General features: G+C 69.3%; 12 protein-coding genes. 2 read left to right on the top strand and 10 right to left on the bottom strand.

What is annotated here, in order from left to right:
• Positions 1-24: 24 nt before the first annotated feature.
• The 8 genes from ABDV69_RS14305 to pheS all read right to left on the bottom strand — a co-directional run bounded on the left by ABDV69_RS14305 (position 25) and on the right by pheS (position 9406).
• Complete coding sequence (locus ABDV69_RS14305) at positions 25-519, bottom strand: arginine repressor (RefSeq protein WP_343575469.1); 495 nt, start codon at positions 517-519, stop codon at positions 25-27.
• Positions 516-1442 (bottom strand): ornithine carbamoyltransferase, encoded by a 927-nt coding sequence (gene argF, locus ABDV69_RS14300; protein ID WP_343575449.1) that lies wholly within the window; start codon positions 1440-1442, stop codon positions 516-518. The genes ABDV69_RS14305 and argF overlap by 4 nt, the downstream gene beginning before the upstream one ends.
• Positions 1439-2629 carry an acetylornithine transaminase gene (locus ABDV69_RS14295; protein ID WP_343575446.1) on the bottom strand — a complete coding sequence of 397 codons (1191 nt, stop codon included), beginning with the start codon at positions 2627-2629 and terminating at the stop codon, positions 1439-1441. Before ABDV69_RS14295 ends, argF begins: the two co-directional genes overlap by 4 nt.
• Positions 2626-3495, bottom strand: a complete 870-nt coding sequence (gene argB, locus ABDV69_RS14290; RefSeq protein WP_343575444.1) for an acetylglutamate kinase — start codon at positions 3493-3495, stop codon at positions 2626-2628. Before argB ends, ABDV69_RS14295 begins: the two co-directional genes overlap by 4 nt.
• Positions 3492-4703, bottom strand: coding sequence for a bifunctional glutamate N-acetyltransferase/amino-acid acetyltransferase ArgJ (gene argJ, locus ABDV69_RS14285; protein WP_343575441.1), 1212 nt, complete (start codon positions 4701-4703; stop codon positions 3492-3494). The genes argB and argJ overlap by 4 nt, the downstream gene beginning before the upstream one ends.
• On the bottom strand, positions 4700-5752 hold the full coding sequence (gene argC, locus ABDV69_RS14280; protein WP_343575468.1) for an N-acetyl-gamma-glutamyl-phosphate reductase: 1053 nt from the start codon (positions 5750-5752) through the stop codon (positions 4700-4702). The genes argJ and argC overlap by 4 nt, the downstream gene beginning before the upstream one ends.
• Positions 5753-5867: 115 nt before the next feature.
• Positions 5868-8354 carry a phenylalanine--tRNA ligase subunit beta gene (gene pheT, locus ABDV69_RS14275; RefSeq protein ID WP_343575438.1) on the bottom strand — a complete coding sequence of 829 codons (2487 nt, stop codon included), beginning with the start codon at positions 8352-8354 and terminating at the stop codon, positions 5868-5870.
• A complete protein-coding gene (gene pheS / locus ABDV69_RS14270) occupies positions 8354-9406 on the bottom strand; it encodes a phenylalanine--tRNA ligase subunit alpha (protein WP_343575435.1) in 1053 nt (350 codons plus the stop codon). Before pheS ends, pheT begins: the two co-directional genes overlap by 1 nt.
• 156 nt (positions 9407-9562) lie before the next feature.
• Between pheS and ABDV69_RS14265 the strand changes: the two genes are divergently transcribed.
• Together ABDV69_RS14265 and ABDV69_RS14260 are read left to right on the top strand one after the other, a co-directional pair.
• Positions 9563-13471: a Pls/PosA family non-ribosomal peptide synthetase gene (locus tag ABDV69_RS14265; protein ID WP_343575432.1), complete on the top strand. Its 3909-nt coding sequence runs from the start codon at positions 9563-9565 to the stop codon at positions 13469-13471.
• The gene (locus ABDV69_RS14260) at positions 13468-14799 is read left to right on the top strand and encodes a M1 family metallopeptidase (RefSeq protein WP_343575430.1); all 1332 of its coding nucleotides are present in this window, start codon (positions 13468-13470) and stop codon (positions 14797-14799) included. The genes ABDV69_RS14265 and ABDV69_RS14260 overlap by 4 nt, the downstream gene beginning before the upstream one ends.
• Here the strand turns inward: ABDV69_RS14260 and ABDV69_RS14255 are convergent.
• Positions 14796-15599 carry a rhomboid-like protein gene (locus ABDV69_RS14255; protein ID WP_343575428.1) on the bottom strand — a complete coding sequence of 268 codons (804 nt, stop codon included), beginning with the start codon at positions 15597-15599 and terminating at the stop codon, positions 14796-14798. The two genes, ABDV69_RS14260 and ABDV69_RS14255, sit on opposite strands and share 4 nt — an antisense overlap.
• A 9-nt stretch (positions 15600-15608) precedes the next feature.
• Positions 15609-16544 carry an adenylate/guanylate cyclase domain-containing protein gene (locus ABDV69_RS14250; RefSeq protein ID WP_343575425.1) on the bottom strand — a complete coding sequence of 312 codons (936 nt, stop codon included), beginning with the start codon at positions 16542-16544 and terminating at the stop codon, positions 15609-15611.
• Positions 16545-16661: the final 117 nt, after the last annotated feature.

Raw genomic sequence — 16661 nt, 5'->3', positions numbered from 1 at the left:
ACTGTTCTCCTTTGGGTCGTGCGGTTACGTCAGGTTTTGGATCGCGCTTGCTAGCTCTGCGCCGGTCATCGGCTCGCGGGCCGCTACGAAGATGGTGTCATCCCCGGCGATGGTGCCGACCACGTAGGGCAGTGCGGCCCGGTCGATGGCGCTGGCCAGGTAGTCGGCCGCCCCGGGTGGCGTGCGCAGCACCGCGAGGTTGCCGGTGGCATCGGTGGACACCAGCACCTCGCTCAGCAGCCGAGACAGCCGCGCGGTGCCGCCGGCCACCCCGCGGAGCGGGCTGCCGTCTTCGGGCACGACGTACACGCCGACACCGCCGTCGGCCCCGCGTATCTTCACCGCGCCGAGCTCCTCCAGGTCCCGCGACAGGGTGGCCTGGGTGACCTCGACTCCGTCGGCGGCGAGCAGCGCGGCCAACTCGCTCTGGCTGCGGACCTCGGCCGACGACAGGACCGCCATAATGCGGGCCTGCCGCCCGACCCGGGTGATCTCGGGTGTGGTCTTCGAGCGGGTCATGTCGACCGGTCCAATAACCACGCCAGCAGCGCCTTTTGGGCATGCAGCCGGTTCTCGGCCTCGTCCCACACCGCGCTGTGCGGGCCGTCGATCACGTCGTCGGTGATCTCATGACCGCGGTGAGCCGGAAGGCAATGCAGCACAACAACTTCCGAATCGGCTCTGGCAAGCAGATCCGCGTTGAGCTGGAACGGCCGGAACGGTCGTACCCGATCCAGCCCGTCGTCCTCCTGGCCCATCGACATCCAGGTGTCAGTCACCAGCACGTCGGCGCCGGCGGCCCCGGCGATGGGGTCGGCGGTGATGGTCACCGAGGCTGCGGTGTCCGCGGCGCGGTGCTCGGCCGCGGCGGTGAACAACGGATCGGGCGCAAAACCGGCCGGTGCCGCGATTGTCACGTGCATGCCGGCGGTGACGCCGCCGAGCATCAGCGAGTGCGCCATGTTGTTGGCGCCGTCGCCGAAATAAGTCAGCCGAAGGCCGCGCAGCGATCCCTTGCGTTCGGCGATGGTCTGTAGATCGGCCAGCACCTGGCAGGGGTGGAACTGGTCAGACAGCGCGTTGACGATCGGCACCGTGGCGGTCTCGGCCATCGCGCTCAGCCGGGCCTGGCCGTAGGTGCGCCACACGATGGCATCGACGTAGCGGGACAGCACTTTCGCGGTGTCCTGCAGCGTCTCTTCGCGCCCGAGCTGGGTGCTGCGGCCGTCGACGACCACCGCGTGCCCGCCGAGCTGGGCGATACCCACCTCGAAGGAGAACCGGGTGCGGGTGGAGTTCTTGTCGAAGATCACCGCGACGCCGCGCGGGCCCTGCAGTGGGCGACGGCCGAACGGGTCCTTCTTCAGTTCGGCGGCCAGCGCCAGGACCTCGGCCTGCTCGTCGGATGTCAGGTCGTCGTCGCGCAGGAAGTGTCGAGTCACTGTGCCCCCTTGGCAGTGTCCAGGATGCCCGGCAGCGCCGTGACGAACGAGTCGAGCTGCGGCTCGGTGATGGTCAACGCCGGAGCCAGCCGGACGACGTCGGGTGCGGCGGCGTTGACCAGGAACCCGGCGGCCCGGGCGGCCGCCTCGACGTCCTTCGCGGTGAGTGTGGTGAGAACGATCCCGCACAGCAGGCCGCGGCCGCGGACATGATCGATCGACGGATGACGAAGCGATTCGATGTTCTGGTGCAACGTCTTTCCGAGCACGCCGGACCGCCGGACCAGGTCGTCGTCGGCGATCACCCGCAACACGGCCAGCGCCGCGGCCGCGCAGATCGGGTTGCCGCCGAAGGTGCTGCCGTGCAGGCCCGGGGTGAGCAGTCGCGCGGCCGGGCCGGTCGCCAGGCAGGCACCGATCGGCAGTCCACCGCCGAGCCCTTTGGCCATCGTCACCACATCGGGGGTGATGCCGTCGTGCTGGTGCGCGAAAAACGTTCCGGTGCGGCCCATCCCGGTCTGCACCTCGTCGAGGACCAACAGCGCGCCGTGGCGGGCGGTGATGTCGCGAGCGGCCGCCAGGTAGCCGTCAGGCGGGACGACGATGCCGCTTTCCCCCATGATCGGCTCCAGGAACACCGCGGCGGTGTCGTCACCGACCGCGGCCGCCAGCGCGTCGGCGTCGCCGTAGCGCACATGGGTGACATCGCCGGGTAGCGGCGCGAACGGCGCCTGCTTGGCCGGCTGTCCGGTCAGCGCCAGCGCACCCATCGTCCGGCCGTGGAAACCACCTTGCGCCGCAACCAGTTTGGTCCGGCCGGTGAGGCGGGACAGCTTGAACGCCGCTTCGTTGGCCTCGGTGCCGGAGTTGCAGAACAGCACCCGGGTCTCGGCGTCGGCGCCGAGCAGGTGGGCCAGCGCCTCGGCCAATGCGATGCCCGGTTCGGCGGCATACAGATTGGAGGTATGTCCCAGCGTGGACATCTGCACAGTGACGGCCTCGATCACGGCGGGGTGGCCGTGCCCGAGAATGTTGACCGCGATGCCGCCGAGCAGGTCCAGGTAGGACGTGCCGTCGACATCGGTGAGCACGGCGCCGTTACCGCTGGCCAGGGCGACCGGCGGAAGACCGTAGTTGTTCATCATCACCGCCGACCACCGCTGCTGGATGCTCTCGGTGTTGGTCATCCGCTCACCACCTTGGTTCCAGATCCTTCGTCGGTGAGCAATTCGACCAGCACGCAGTGCTCGACGCGACCGTCGACGACGTGCGCGCTGGGCACACCGCCCTTGACGGCGTGCAGGCAGGCTTCGACCTTGGGAATCATGCCGGCCTCCAGCGTCGGCAACAGCTGAGTCAACGTGGCCGCGTCGATTTCGCTGGCCAGCGAATCCCGGTCCGGCCAGCGGGTGTAGAGGCCCTCGACGTCGGTGAGCATCAACAGCTTCTCCGCCCCCAGCGCCTCGGCCAGCGCACCGGCCGCGGTGTCGGCGTTGATGTTGTGCACCACGCCGTCGACGTCGGGCGCCAGGGTCGACACCACCGGAATCCGGTTGGCGGCAATCAGATCCAGCACCACCGCTGGATTCACCTGCGCAATGTCGCCCACCAGGCCGATGTCGGTGTCGACACCGTCGACGCTGACGCTGCGCCGCACGGCGGTGAGCAGGTTCGCGTCCTCTCCGGTGACGCCGACCGCGTACGGGCCGTGGGCGTTGATCAGGTTCACCAGTTCGCGCCCGACCTGACCGAACAACACCATCCGCGCCACGTCGAGCACTTCGGGGGTGGTGACCCGGAATCCGCCTTTGAAGTCGCCGGCAATGCCCAGTCGTTTCAGCATGGCGCTGATCTGTGGGCCACCGCCGTGCACTACCACCGGGTGGATGCCGCAGTTGCGCAGAAAAGCCATGTCGGCGGCGAACTCTCGCCGCAGCGTGTCGCTGGTCATCGCGTTACCGCCGTATTTGACCACCACAATCTTGCCGTGCAGCCGGGTGAGCCACGGTAGCGCCTCGGCGAGCACCTGCGCTTTGACGGCCGTGGAGATCATGACGAGTAGGCCGAATTCTCTTCGACGTACGCGTGCGAGAGGTCGGTGGTCCGAATCGCCGCGTGGGCGGTGCCGACGCCCAGGTCGACGGCCACGTCGATGTCGGTGGTCGACAGGTCCACCTCGCGGGCGCCGGGTGTCCCGACGCCGTCGATGCAGACCGCTGAGCCGTTGAACGACACCGTGATCCGGTCGGGGTTCATCTGCACGGGAGCCATCCCGACGGCGGCCAGTACGCGGCCCCAGTTGGGGTCGGAGCCGAACAGCGCGGTCTTCACCAGGCTGTCCCGCGCGATCACCCGGGCGGCGGTGACGGCGTCGTCTTCGGTCAGCGCGCCGGTGACCCGAATGGTGACGCGCTTGGTGACGCCCTCGGCGTCGGCTTGCAACTGGGTGCACAGGTCGTCGCAGACCCGCAGCACCGCGTCGTCGAGATCGGCCTGGCTCGGCGTGATTTCGCTGGCACCCGAGGCCAACAGCAGCACGGTGTCGTTGGTGGAGCAGGCGCCGTCGATGTCGAGCCGGTCGAAGGTCTTCGCAGTGGCCGTACGTAGCGCGCCCTCGAGCGCCGGGGCTTTGACGGCGGCGTCGGTGGTGATCACGCACAGCATGGTGGCCAGTGACGGCGCCAGCATGCCGGCGCCTTTGGCCATCCCGCCGACGGTCCAGTTGTCGCGATGATGCAGCGCAACCTGTTTGGGCACGGTGTCGGTGGTCATGATGGCACGAGCGGCTTCGTCGCCGCCGGTGATGCCGCCGGCCATCTCGTGCACCAGATTCACGACACCTGCGAGCACCTTGTCCATCGGCAGCCGGTCACCGATCAAGCCGGTGGAGCAGACCGCGACGTCGATCGCCCCGGTCTCGGTCCCCCACTCCGACAATGCTGCGGCCAACCCCTCGGCGGTGGCATGAGTGTCCTGGAATCCGCCGGGCCCGGTGCAGGCGTTTGCGCCACCGGAATTGAGCACCACGGCGCGTAGTCGCCCATCGGACAGCACCTGGCGGGTCCACAACACCGGCGCCGCTTTGACCTGGTTACGGGTGAACACCCCGGCGGCCGCGTGGTCGGGGCCCTCGTTGAAGACCAGCGCCAGATCGAGGTTGCCGGACGCCTTGATGCCCGCGGCGATTCCGGTGGCGCGGAAGCCGGCCGGTGCCGTGACGCCCTGGGTGCGTACCAACGGCGCAGCGTCGACGCGGGTCACGGTGCCACTCCCACCACCGAAAGGCCCTCTGCCTCAGGCCAACCCAGTGCCAGGTTCATCGACTGCACGGCGGCACCTCCAGTGCCCTTCACGAGGTTGTCGATCGCCGCGATCGCAATAAACGTCGACGCGTCCTCGTCCACTGCGATCGCGATCTGAGCGGCGTTGCTGCCCACCACCGAGCCGGTTCGCGGCAACTGCCCTTCCGGCAGCAGGTGCACGAAAGGTTCGTCGTGATAGGCCTTTTCGTAGGCGGCCCGCAGCGCAGACAGCGGCGATGCGGTCCGCGCCGTGCAGGTGGCCAGGATGCCGCGGGTGGTTGGGATCAACACCGGCGTGAACGAGACGGTGACGTCACGGTCGGTGACTTGACGAAGCCCCTGAACGATTTCGGGCGTGTGCCGGTGTGTGCCGCCGATGTTGTAGGCCCGCGCCGAACCGATGACCTCCGAGCCGAGCAGGTCTGTCTTCGCGGCCCGGCCGGCGCCCGAGGTGCCGCTCACCGCGACCACGGTGACGGCGGGATCGATGAGATCGGCGGCGACAGCGGGGAAAAGCGCCAGCATCGCGGCCGTCGGGTAGCAGCCCGGCACGGCGATCCGCCGCGCCTCGCGCAGTGCGTCACGGTGACCGGGCAGTTCGGGCAACCCGTACGGCCAACTGCCGGCGTGCGGTGAGCCGTAAAACCGCTGCCACGCGGCCGGGTCGGTCAGCCGGAAGTCGGCGCCGCAGTCCACGACCAGTGTGTGCTCACCCAGATGTTCGGCCAGCGCCGCCGAGTGGCCGTGCGGCAGCGCAAGAAAAATCACATCGTGGCCGTCGAGCACGTCGACCTCGGTGGGCTCCAGCACCCGCTGGGCCAACGGCAGCAGGTGTGGATGGTGATCGCCGAGCGCGGTACCGGCGCTGCGGGCGGCAGTCAGGGCGCTGATCGTCAGCCGACCGTCCTGGTAGGCGGGGTGCCCGAGTAGCAGCCGCAGGATCTCGCCGCCCGCGTAGCCGCTGGCCCCGGCCACCGCCACCCGTTTCGCCTGGGTCATGACGCCCATCGTTGCATGACTATGCATGCTCGTGCAAACTCATTCCTGGCGTCAGCGGCCGACGTCGACTTGTTGGGCGGTTGCCACGGGTTTGGCTCGACAAGTCGACGCTCGGCCGAGGAATTCAACCCCTGAGCGCCGCGCCGACCTGCTCGGCGGCGCGACGCACCGCGGCATCCCGGGCGGCGCTGGCCTCGTCTTCGGTGAGGGTGCGGTCCGTTGCCCGGAATCGCAGCGCAAAGGTCAGCGATTTGCGGTTCTCGCCAACCTGCGGGCCGGTGTAGACGTCGAACAGCCGGACCTCTTCCAGTAACTCCCCCGCGCCGTCGCGGACGGCGTCCGCCACTGTCTGCGCGGGGATATCGGCATCCACGACGAGGTTGACGTCCTGGAACACCGCGGGAAACGGAGACACCCGCGGCGCCGGTAGCGCGTCGACGATCGGGATGGCGTCGAGGTTCAACTCGACCGCGCAGACGCCTTTCGGCAGGCCGGATCGCTCGATCACCGCCGGGTGCAGCTGCCCGGCGTGCCCGACCACGATGCCGCCGACGCGCACTTCGGCGCACCGGCCAGGATGCCACGGCAGGTACTGCGCGGCCCGCAGTGTCACGTCGATTCCACTGGCGCGGGCAATGATTCGGACAGCCTCGAACGCGTCGGCGGCGTCGGCCCGTCGCCCGTCGCCCCACGGGCCACGCGGTTCTCTGAGCCCGGTCAGCACCGCGGCGACGTGCTGCGGCTGCCGCGGCAGCGACGCGTCGAGCGCGGCGATCTCGTCGTCGGTGGGGCGGCGGTCCACCGGGATCACCGCGGGACCCTTGGTCGGCCCGGTCGGCCGCACCACCTGCGCGACCGCGAACAGCGCGACGTCGACGATGCCGCGAGAGACGTTGCGCGACAACGCCTCAACTAGCCCGGGCAGCAACGTGGTGGCCAGCTGCGGCCGATCGGCCTCCAGCGGGTTGAGCACCGCAGTGGTGTGCCGGCGATCATCGTCGGTGGGCAGGCCCCAGGCGTCGAACACAGCTGCGGGCAGAAACGGCGTCGGGAGGATCTCGACGTAACCGGACAGTGCCAGCGACTTGCCGATCGCGCGGTGGCGGCGCTGGACGGCGGACAACCCGCGGCCGGCCGGAGCAGGCGGCAGCACCGACGGAATGCCCTCCAGACCTTCCAGCCGCAGCACCTCTTCGACCAGGTCGGCGGGCTGCAACAGATCCGGACGCCAACTCGGCGGCGTCACCGTCAAACTGTCACCCGTTTCGGCTACCGAGCCGCCGATCTGCGTCAGCCGCCGCGTCGTCGTGCCTGGGTGGTAGCTCACCCCAGCCAGCCGATCGGGTAGGTCGGCCGCCAGGTGAATCGGCGAGCCGGCCCAATCGTCCCGCGGCGGGTCGCCCTGCCAGTCGGTCAGCGTCGGCGACACCGTGCCGCCGGCGATCTCGGCGAGCAGCGAGGCGCAACGGTCCAATGCGGCAACGGAAATCGCCGGGTCAACCGCACGCTCGTAGCGGCGGGCGGCCTCGCTGGGCAGACGCAGCCGGCGCGCCGTACGCGACACGGCGGCCGGCTCCCAGACCGCGGCCTCCAGCAGCACATCGGTGGAGTCGTCGCGCATCTCGGTGCTGCCCGAGCCCATCACGCCACCGATCGCGGCGGTGCCGGTGTCGTCGACGATCAACACGTCGGCCGGGTCGAGGGTGCGTTCGATGTCGTCGAGGGTCTGCACCTTCTCGCCCGGCTCGGCGAACCGCACGTCCAGGCCGCCGCTGATCCGGTTGAGGTCGTGCGCATGCATCGGATGACCGAGTTCCAGCATTACGTAATTCGTCGCGTCCACGGCCGGTGAGATCGCCCGGATCCCGCTGAGCAACAAACGGCGCTGTAACCACCACGGCGACACAGCGGTCGGGTCGATGCCGGACACCGGGCGCAGCGCGAATCGGCGTACGCCGGTCTCGGGCCGCACCGTCAGCGGCCAGGCCTCGGCTTCGCTGGGCAGTGGCGCTACGGCGGCCGGGTCGACGAAGTCGAGGTCGTACGCGCAGGCGATCTCGCGGGCCAGTCCGCGCACCGACATGCAGTAGCCGCGGTCCGGGGTGATCGCGAGATCGAAGACCACGTCGTCAAGCCCGAGCACCTCGACCCCGTCGGCCCCCGGCTCGGCGGTCCCCGGCGGCAGCACCAGGATGCCGGAATGGTCTGCGCCCAAACCGAGTTCGGCGGTCGAGCAGATCATCCCGTCGGAGGTGTGGCCGTAGGTCTTACGTGCGGCGATGCGGAAGCCGCCGGGCAGCGTGGTTCCGGGCAGCGCCACTACCACCAGGTCGTCGACGGCGAAGTTTGTCGCGCCACAGACGATTTCACGAGTACGGGGTTCGCCGACGTCGACCCTGCAGGCCCGGATCGGCTTCTTGAACTCGGTGAGCTCCTCGATCTCGACGACGCGTCCCACTGTCAGCGGACCCGCTACCGGGCCGAGGGTGATGACGTCCTCCACTTCGTGGCCGATGCGCACCAGCGCCCGCTCGAGATCCGCGGGCGTCACCTGCCATCCGGGGGCGCCGACGCTAACGACATCCCGCAGCCAGCTGTACGGAATTCGCATCAGGCGCCCACTCCGAACGGCAGCGAGAAGCGCACGTCGCCTTCGACCATGTCGCGCATGTCGGGGATGCCGTTGCGGAACTGCAAGGTGCGTTCCAGGCCCATGCCGAAGGCGAAACCCGAATACTCGGTCGGGTCAATGCCGACCGCACGCAACACATTCGGGTTGACCATTCCGCAGCCGCCCCACTCGACCCAGCCGGCACCGCCCTTCTTGTTCTCGAACCAGACGTCGACTTCGGCCGACGGCTCGGTGAACGGGAAGAAGTGCGGCCGAATCCGGGTGCGTGCCTGCGGTCCGAACTCGGCGCGAGCGAAAGCGTCGAGGGTTCCCCGCAGATGCGCCATCGACAGCCCGCGATCCACCGCCAGCCCTTCGACCTGATGAAAGACCGGCGTGTGCGTCGAGTCGAGTTCATCGGTGCGGAAGGTGCGGCCGATCGAGATCACGTACACCGGCAGCGTGCGCTCCAACAGCGCACGCACCTGCACCGGCGAGGTGTGGGTGCGCAGCAACTGCCGCGAGCCCTCCGGCGCGATATAGAAAGTGTCCTGCTCGCTGCGCGCGGGATGGTCGGTGGGGAAATTGAGGGCGTCGAAGTTGAAGTGCTCGGTCTCGACTTCGGGTCCCTCGGCCAGTTCCCAGCCCATCGCGATGAAGGTGTCGGCGATGTGCTCGGCCAGGATCGTGATCGGATGGCGCGCACCGGTCGGCTGCCGGGTCGAGGGCAACGTCACATCGATGCGTTCGGCGAGCAACACCTCGGCATCCCGCTCGGCGCGCAACGCAGCCAGTCTGTCGTCGTAATTCTGCTGGACCGCGCCGCGTGAGGTGTTGACCAGCCGTCCGGCGTCGGCGCGCTCAGCCTTGGGCAGAGTTGCCAGCGCCTGGCGCGCCAAGGCCACCGGTGATCGGTCGCCGAGATGCTCGGTCTTGGCGCGGGCCAACGCATCGAGATCGGCGGCGGTCGCGAACGCGTGCCGGGCTGCGTCGACCGCGGCGGTCAACGCCTCCGGCGACAAGTCTTCCTTTGACGGGGGCTGGGCACCCACGCGGCGACACTCTCCTTGATCGGGCGAAGATTGCGGGTTGGCGGCACGGGGTGCCGCGCAAGTGCCGATCATATGTGGTCTCCGTCAGCGACTTTTCGCACACGCCGGGGGCGCGCTTGCCGTCCCAGCGTGCCGGGCTTGAGTATTTTCGTACGAGTGGCGACGCCCCAAGCTCCCGAACGCGTACCAGCGCAGTACCTGTTATCGGCACGCGCGGCGGACCCGCGCACCCTCATCGACGTCCTCTACGCCACCGCCGCCTGCTTCCCCGACGCCGCGGCGATCGACGACGGCAACGTCCAGCTCACCTACCGCGAACTGATCAGCGACATCGAAGCCAGCGTTGCCTGGCTGGCCGCCCGGGGCATCGGTCGCGGCGACCGGATCGGTATTCGGATGCCGTCCGGCAGCTTCGCGCTCTACGAGGCGATCCTGGCGACGCTGGCCACCGGCGCGGCCTACGTTCCTGTCGACGCCGACGACCCCGACGAACGCGCCGAGTTGGTGTTCGGGGAAGCCAACGTGGCCGCCATCATCACCGAGGCCGGCATGACCCGCGGCCCGGGTTCCTCACGGGGCTGGCGGGCCCAGGCTCCGATGCTGCGCGACGACGCCTGGATCATCTTCACCTCCGGATCGACCGGCACGCCCAAAGGGGTCGCCGTCACGCATCGCAGCGCGGCCGCGTTCGTCGACGCCGAAGCGCAGATGTTCCTGCCGGACAACCCAATTGGTCCCGGCGACCGGGTGCTGGCCGGGCTGTCGGTGGCGTTCGACGCGTCGTGCGAGGAGATGTGGCTGGCCTGGCGGCACGGCGCCTGCCTGGTACCCGCGCCGCGGTCGCTGGTGCGCAGCGGGATGGACCTCGGGCCGTGGCTGGTCAGCCGCGACGTGACCGTGGTGTCGACCGTGCCCACCCTGGCCGCGCTGTGGCCCGCCGAAGCGCTGGAGGCGGTGCGGCTGTTGATCTTCGGCGGTGAGGCCTGCCCGCCGGAACTGGCGGCGCGGCTAGCCGTCGACGGCCGGGAGGTGTGGAACACCTACGGACCCACCGAGGCCACCGTGGTCGCCTGCGCTGCCCGCCTGGACGGCGAGGGCCCGGTGCGCATCGGTCTGCCGCTGCTGGGCTGGGACCTGGCCGTCGTCGACGGCGATGGCCAGCCGGTGGCCGAGGGCGCCACCGGTGAGCTGGTGATCGGCGGGGTCGGGCTGGCCCGCTACCTCGACGAAGCCAAGGACGCCGAGAAGTACGCGCCGATGCCGACGCTGGGCTGGCGGCGCGCCTACCGCAGCGGCGACCTGGTGCGGCTGGAAAACGACGGCCTGATCTTCTGCGGCCGCGCCGACGACCAGGTCAAGGTCGGCGGCCGGCGCATCGAATTGGGCGAGGTCGACTCGGCGTTGGTAGACCTGCCCGGCGTCTGCGGGGGTGCCGCCGCGGTTCGGCGGACGGCGGCGGGCACGCCGGTGCTGGTCGGCTACATCGCCAGCGCCGATCCGGACTTCGACATGGCCGCCGCGCGAGCCCGCCTGGCCGGGCAGCTTCCGGCGGCGCTGGTGCCGCGCCTGGTCCAGGTCGACGAACTGCCCACCCGCATCTCCGGCAAGGTCGACCGCGACGCGTTGCCCTGGCCACCGCCGGGCGGCGACAGCGATCACGTAGCCGATCTCGTCGGCACGGCGAGCTGGCTGGCCGGACTGTGGCGGGACCTGCTCGGGGCCTTGGACGGCCCAGCGACGGGTCCGGAGGCAGATTTCTTCGCGCTCGGCGGCGGTTCGCTGGCCGCGGCGCAACTGGTGGCCGCGCTACGGGACCGCCACCCGCAGGTCACCGTCGCCGACCTGTACGACCATCCGCGGCTGGGCTCGCTGGCCGGCTTCCTCGACGAGCAAGAGCAACCACCGGACGTCGTCGAGCGGCGGGTGCGTCCGACGCCGCGGCTGACTCAGCTCGCGCAGATCGCGCTGTCAGTGCCGCTGGCCACGGTGGCGGCATGGGCGTGGGTGACGTGGCTGGCGCTGGGCAACAACGTCGCGCGCGCGCTGCATCTGGTGCCGTGGACGGTCGCGGTGAACTGGTGGCTGGTCGCGTCGGCGTTCGTCGTGTTCGTCACACCGCTGGGCCGGATGAGTATCGCGGTGCTGGCCGCGCGGCTGCTGCTGCCGAACGTGCAGCCGGGCAGCTATCCGCGCGGCGGCTGGCTGCACCTGCGGGTGTGGCTGGCCGAGCGGCTGGCCGCGGCCAGTGGCGCCGAAAATCTGGCTGGGGCGCCGTGGCTGGTCTACTACGCCCGCGCGCTGGGCGCCGACATCGGCAAGGGCGTCGATCTGCACTCGGTGCCCCCGGTCACCGGTCTGCTGGCGCTCGGGCACCGCAGCGCGGTCGAGCCCGAAGTCGATTTGTGTGGGCACTGGATCGACGGCGACACATTCCACATCGGCGCGATCACGATCGGCAACGACGCCACGATCGGCGCCCGGACCACCCTGCTGCCCGGCGCTGTGGTGGGCAAGAACGCCGACGTCGCACCCGGCTCGGCGGTGGTCGGCAAGGTCAAGAGCCGCCAGTACTGGAAGGGCTCCCCCGCGGTGAAATCCGGTCGGGTGAAACACCCGTGGCCCGACGAACGGCCGGCGCGCCGAACCCATTGGGTCGCGGTCTACGCGCTGACCTCGGTGCTGCTGGCCGCCATGCCGCTGACCGCGGCGGCGGCGGGGCTGGCGGTGATCGGCGTGGCCGTTCGTCACACGCACCGGCTTTCGGACGCGGTGCTGCCGGCCGTGTGCTGGACACCGGTCGCAACGGTGGTCGCCCTTGCCGTGTACGCGGCGATGACGGTCGTTGCGGTGCGCATGCTGTCGATCGGCCTGCGCGAGGGGTACCACCCGGTGCGCAGCCGCAGCGGGTGGCAACTGTGGGCGACCGAGCGACTGATGGACGGCGCACGCAATTACCTGTTCCCGCTCTACGCCAGCTTGGCCACACCGACCTGGTTGCGGGTGCTGGGCGCCAAGGTCGGCCGCGACACCGAGATCTCCACGGTGCTGCTGACGCCGAAGTTCACCGTGATCGAAGACGGCGCGTTCCTGGCCGACGACACCATGGTGGCCTCCTACGAGCTCGGCGGCGGCTGGATTTACGCAGCCACGACAACGGTCGGCAGGCGGGCATTTCTCGGTAATTCGGGCATCACCCAACCGGGTCGCCGGGTGCCCGACGACGGATTGGTCGCGGTGCTTTCCGCGGCTCCCCCAAAGGCGAAACGCGGCTCGTCCTGGCTGGGCAGCCCGCCCATGCGGTTGCGCCGACGCCCCGCTCGGGCCGATGCGACCCGCACCTACGAACCGCCGCGGCGGTTGAAGGCGATGCGGGCCGCGGTGGAGGCGTTCAGGTTGGTCCCGGTGATGGTGACTGCCGCCATCGGATTGACAGTGCTGGGTGCGCTACAGGCGTTGGCACGGATCTTCGGCCTCTGGGCGGCGGCGCTCGGCGGTGGGTTGGTGCTGCTGGCCGCGGGCGCACTGGCCGCTGGTGCCACGGTGGCCGCGAAATGGCTGCTGATCGGCCGGATTCGGGCCGGCGAATTTCCGCTGTGGTCGTCGTTCGTGTGGCGCAATGAACTCGCGGATACCTTTGTGGAGACCGTCGCCGCGCCGTGGTTCGCCCGTGCGGCCAGCGGTACGCCGGTGATGAACATGTGGCTGCGGGCGCTTGGCGCCAGAGTCGGGCGGGGCGTGTGGTGTGAAACCTATTGGCTGCCAGAGGCCGACCTTGTCACGCTCGGCAGCGGTGCCACCGTCAACCGTGGCTGCGTCGTGCAGACGCACCTGTTCCACGACAGAATCATGCAGATGGACGACGTGGTATTCGAGCAGGGTGCGACGCTGGGCCCGCACGGCGTTGCCCTGCCGTCGGCCCGGCTCGGCGCGGGCGTGACGGTGGGCCCTGCGTCGCTGGTGGTCCGCGGTGACAGGGTGCCGAAATCGACTCGCTGGCAAGGTAATCCGATCAGGCCATGGAAGGACGCGGCCCAGGGGAAAGCCGGCAAGAAGGCTGCCGCGTGAAGCGTGCCGTCAAGAAGCCGGCAGCCCGCCAGGCTTGCTCCGTCATCGATCCATACCTGCCCAACAACGGCAACCTCGGCTATCGCGTGTCGCACTACGAGCTGGCGCTGGAATACAAGGTCGCGATCAACCGGCTCTCCGGATCGGCCACCATCACCGCCGAGTCGCTGACCGAGTTGGCGGAATTCACCCTCGACCTGTCCGACGCACTGGGCGTGTCGAAAGTGTCGGTGAACGGCAAGCGGGTGGCCCACTTCGCTTGCCGCGATGGGAAACTGCGCGTTCGGCTGTCGTCGAGGCTGGCGTCCGGCACGGCGATGTCGATTGTCGTGCACTATCACGGATCGCCGCGGCCGATTCGATCGTTATGGGGCGACGTCGGTTTCGAGGAACTGGCCGACGGCGCGCTGGTCGCCGGGCAGCCGAACGGCGCCGCCTCCTGGTTCCCCTGCGATGACCATCCCAGCGCCAAAGCCTCCTACCGCATCCAGATCAGCGCCGACAATCCTTATCGCGTGGTCGCCAACGGCCGGTTGGCGTCGCGGCGCCCACGCGCGGCGCAGACCGTGTGGACCTACGAACAGCCCGAACCGACCTCGGCCTATCTGATCACCCTGCAGATCGGGATGTATGAGCTGATCCGGCTGGGCACGTCGCCGGTGCCGATGCGGGCGGCGCTGCCCGAGCGCCTTCGCCGCGACTTCTACGAGGACTTTGCGCGCCAGCCCGAAATGATGCAACTGTTCGTCGAGCTGTTCGGCCCATATCCGTTGGCCAACGGTTACACCGTCGTCGTGACCGACGACGATCTGGAGATACCCGTTGAGGCCCAGGGTATCTCGATATTCGGCGGCAATCATTGCGACGGCACACGGACCAGCGAGCGGCTGATCGCCCACGAGCTGGCCCACCAGTGGTTCGGCAATTCCGTCACCGCCCGACAGTGGCGCGACATCTGGCTGCACGAAGGCTTCGCGTGCTACGCCGAATGGTTGTGGTCCGAGCACAGCGGCGGACGTAGCGCCGACGAACTCGCCCGCCACTATCACCAGAAGCTGCGCGATTCGCCGCAGCACCTGTTGCTGGCCGACCCCGGGGCGCGCGACATGTTCGACGACCGCGTGTACAAGCGTGGCGCGCTGACCCTGCACGCGCTACGCGGACGGCTGGGCGATGAGAAATTCTTTGCGCTGCTCAAAGATTGGACGACGCGCTACCGCCATGCCAACGCTGTCACCGACGATTTCACCGGCATGGCGGCCGACTACTGTGATGAATCGTTGACCGAGTTGTGGGACCGCTGGCTGTATTCGCGCGCGGTGCCCTAGCCCTCGGCGGTCAGGGCCGGCTCCGGCGCAAACGCGGGCACCACCCGTCGACGCGTCACCTGATTGCGGGTCAGCAGCTCGGCCACGGCCGCGCCCACTACGCCGACGGCGCCGGCGCCCACCATCGACCAGGTGCCGTGCGCCAACATCAGGAACCCAAAAACTGCGGACACTGCCAGCAACGCGCACCGGACCCGCGTCCAGCGCGCCGGGCCGTCCAGCCGGGTGGACGCCAGGATGCCCAGTAGCAGCGCGACGGTGTGTCCGACGTCGGTGAAATCTTCGCCCAATATCGCCGCGACCAGGCCGACGGGAATCCAAAAGCCGATCCAGGCCGGGCGCCACCGGTGCGGCATCGCCGAGGTCAACGCGCCCAGAACCGCGACGGCCCCATAGCTCACCCCGACGTCGCTGGCGCGCGACACCGACAGTGGCAGCCAGTGGAACTCGATCGCGGCGGTCAGGCCGGCGGCGACCAGCAGCGTCGCACCGATATGGCCGGTGATGAACACGATCGCCAACCGCCCGCTGCGCCAAATCAGCTCGGCCAGGGCCAGCAGGCAGACCAAGCACGGCAGCCAGAAGTACATCGGACCGGCGTCGGTGACGAACGCGCTGTCCAGCAGCGTGGCCAGGTGGCCGTGGGCCAGATTATGCAGATTGGTGCTGGCCTGTGCGATGACGTGCGCGCGGGCCCGCGGACCCAGCTCGACGAGCGCCGCGCTGACACCGATCAGCACGACGGCATAGCCGAGCGTGATCCGCACGCGCGAAAGCCGCGACAATACCTGCACTATCATCGCCACCCACTATGCCTGCGCACCGTCTCCATCCGGATTGTCGAAACCTGATAAGTCGCTGACAGTTCCCCTGGACGGCTTGAGCCGATAGATGTCCAAATCAGCTGGCAGACCTGCGGTTTTGCCGCCGAAAACGGGCCAGTGAACCCGCTTGGCCGTCACCCCGAGTGTGACCAAGTCGTCGGGGCCCAGCAGGTCCAGCGTCGCCCCCGAGACCATGACTCCGCCGCGGGTGGCCCGCTCCATCACCCGCGCGGCCACGTTGACGTCCACGCCCAGCCAGTCGGCGGCAAGTCGTTGCGGGCGCCCGGTGTGAATCCCGACCCGCATCCGCGGCTGGTAGCCGTCGACAACCACGTCGGACTTCAGCGCGCGGTTGGCCGCCAGCACCGCGGCTACCGCGACGAGCGGATCGGCGAACACCGCCATGGTGCCGTCACCCATCCGTTTGACGATGTGCCCGTCGGCCTCGAGCAGCGGCGGTTCGATCGCGCGCGCCACCCGCCGGAGCAGTTTCAGCGTGGCGTCGTCACCGGCATGCAGCGACCAGGTGGAAAAGCCGACTAGGTCGGTGAAAACAATGGTGACCTGTTGATTCGCCGGGCGCCGCGAGACCGCCTCGGTCAGGGCCTGCCACACCTGCAACGCGCCCAGGCTGACTTCCCTCGACGCGCCGCCTCGCTCACCCAGCAGCCGACCGGCGGCTCGGGCCGCGGCGCGGGGACCACCCTGACCGGCCGTCGAGAGTGGATCGCCGAAATCGGGATCACCGGGCAAATCCCGTCGGGCCCGTCGGACCAGTGCGATCAGGGCGGGGCTTTGGTTGGTGCTACGCAGCCACTCCGCCACTCCTCGCAGGGATGTCGGCGAATGCGAAGACGGTGAATCCGAACCGGTCGCCGTTTGCTCGGGCTCGCCGGACACCGGTTGGGCCCCAAGTTCCACGAAGCCCAGAGTAGGTGCACTTCGGCCGGACCGGCAACGACCCGACTTGACTCACGAAAACTGCCCGCGAAACACCCTCGGTGCCTCACGTAAAAGTGCCCGCGAAACGGTGACCGT

Source organism: Mycobacterium sp., from assembly GCF_039583785.1.
Lineage (GTDB): Bacteria > Actinomycetota > Actinomycetes > Mycobacteriales > Mycobacteriaceae > Mycobacterium.
This window is presented reverse-complemented; position numbering and strand designations above follow the sequence as displayed.

Excerpts from the sequence above, each read along its gene's own strand:
- argB (WP_343575444.1), bottom strand. The coding sequence starts at position 3,495 with ATGATCTCCACGGCCGTCAAAGCGCAGGTGCTCGCCGAGGCGCTACCG.
- ABDV69_RS14255 (WP_343575428.1), bottom strand. The coding sequence starts at position 15,599 with ATGATAGTGCAGGTATTGTCGCGGCTTTCGCGCGTGCGGATCACGCTC.
- ABDV69_RS14305 (WP_343575469.1), bottom strand. The coding sequence starts at position 519 with ATGACCCGCTCGAAGACCACACCCGAGATCACCCGGGTCGGGCGGCAG.
- ABDV69_RS14295 (WP_343575446.1), bottom strand. The coding sequence starts at position 2,629 with ATGACCAACACCGAGAGCATCCAGCAGCGGTGGTCGGCGGTGATGATG.
- pheT (WP_343575438.1), bottom strand. The coding sequence starts at position 8,354 with ATGCGAATTCCGTACAGCTGGCTGCGGGATGTCGTTAGCGTCGGCGCC.
- argC (WP_343575468.1), bottom strand. The coding sequence starts at position 5,752 with ATGGGCGTCATGACCCAGGCGAAACGGGTGGCGGTGGCCGGGGCCAGC.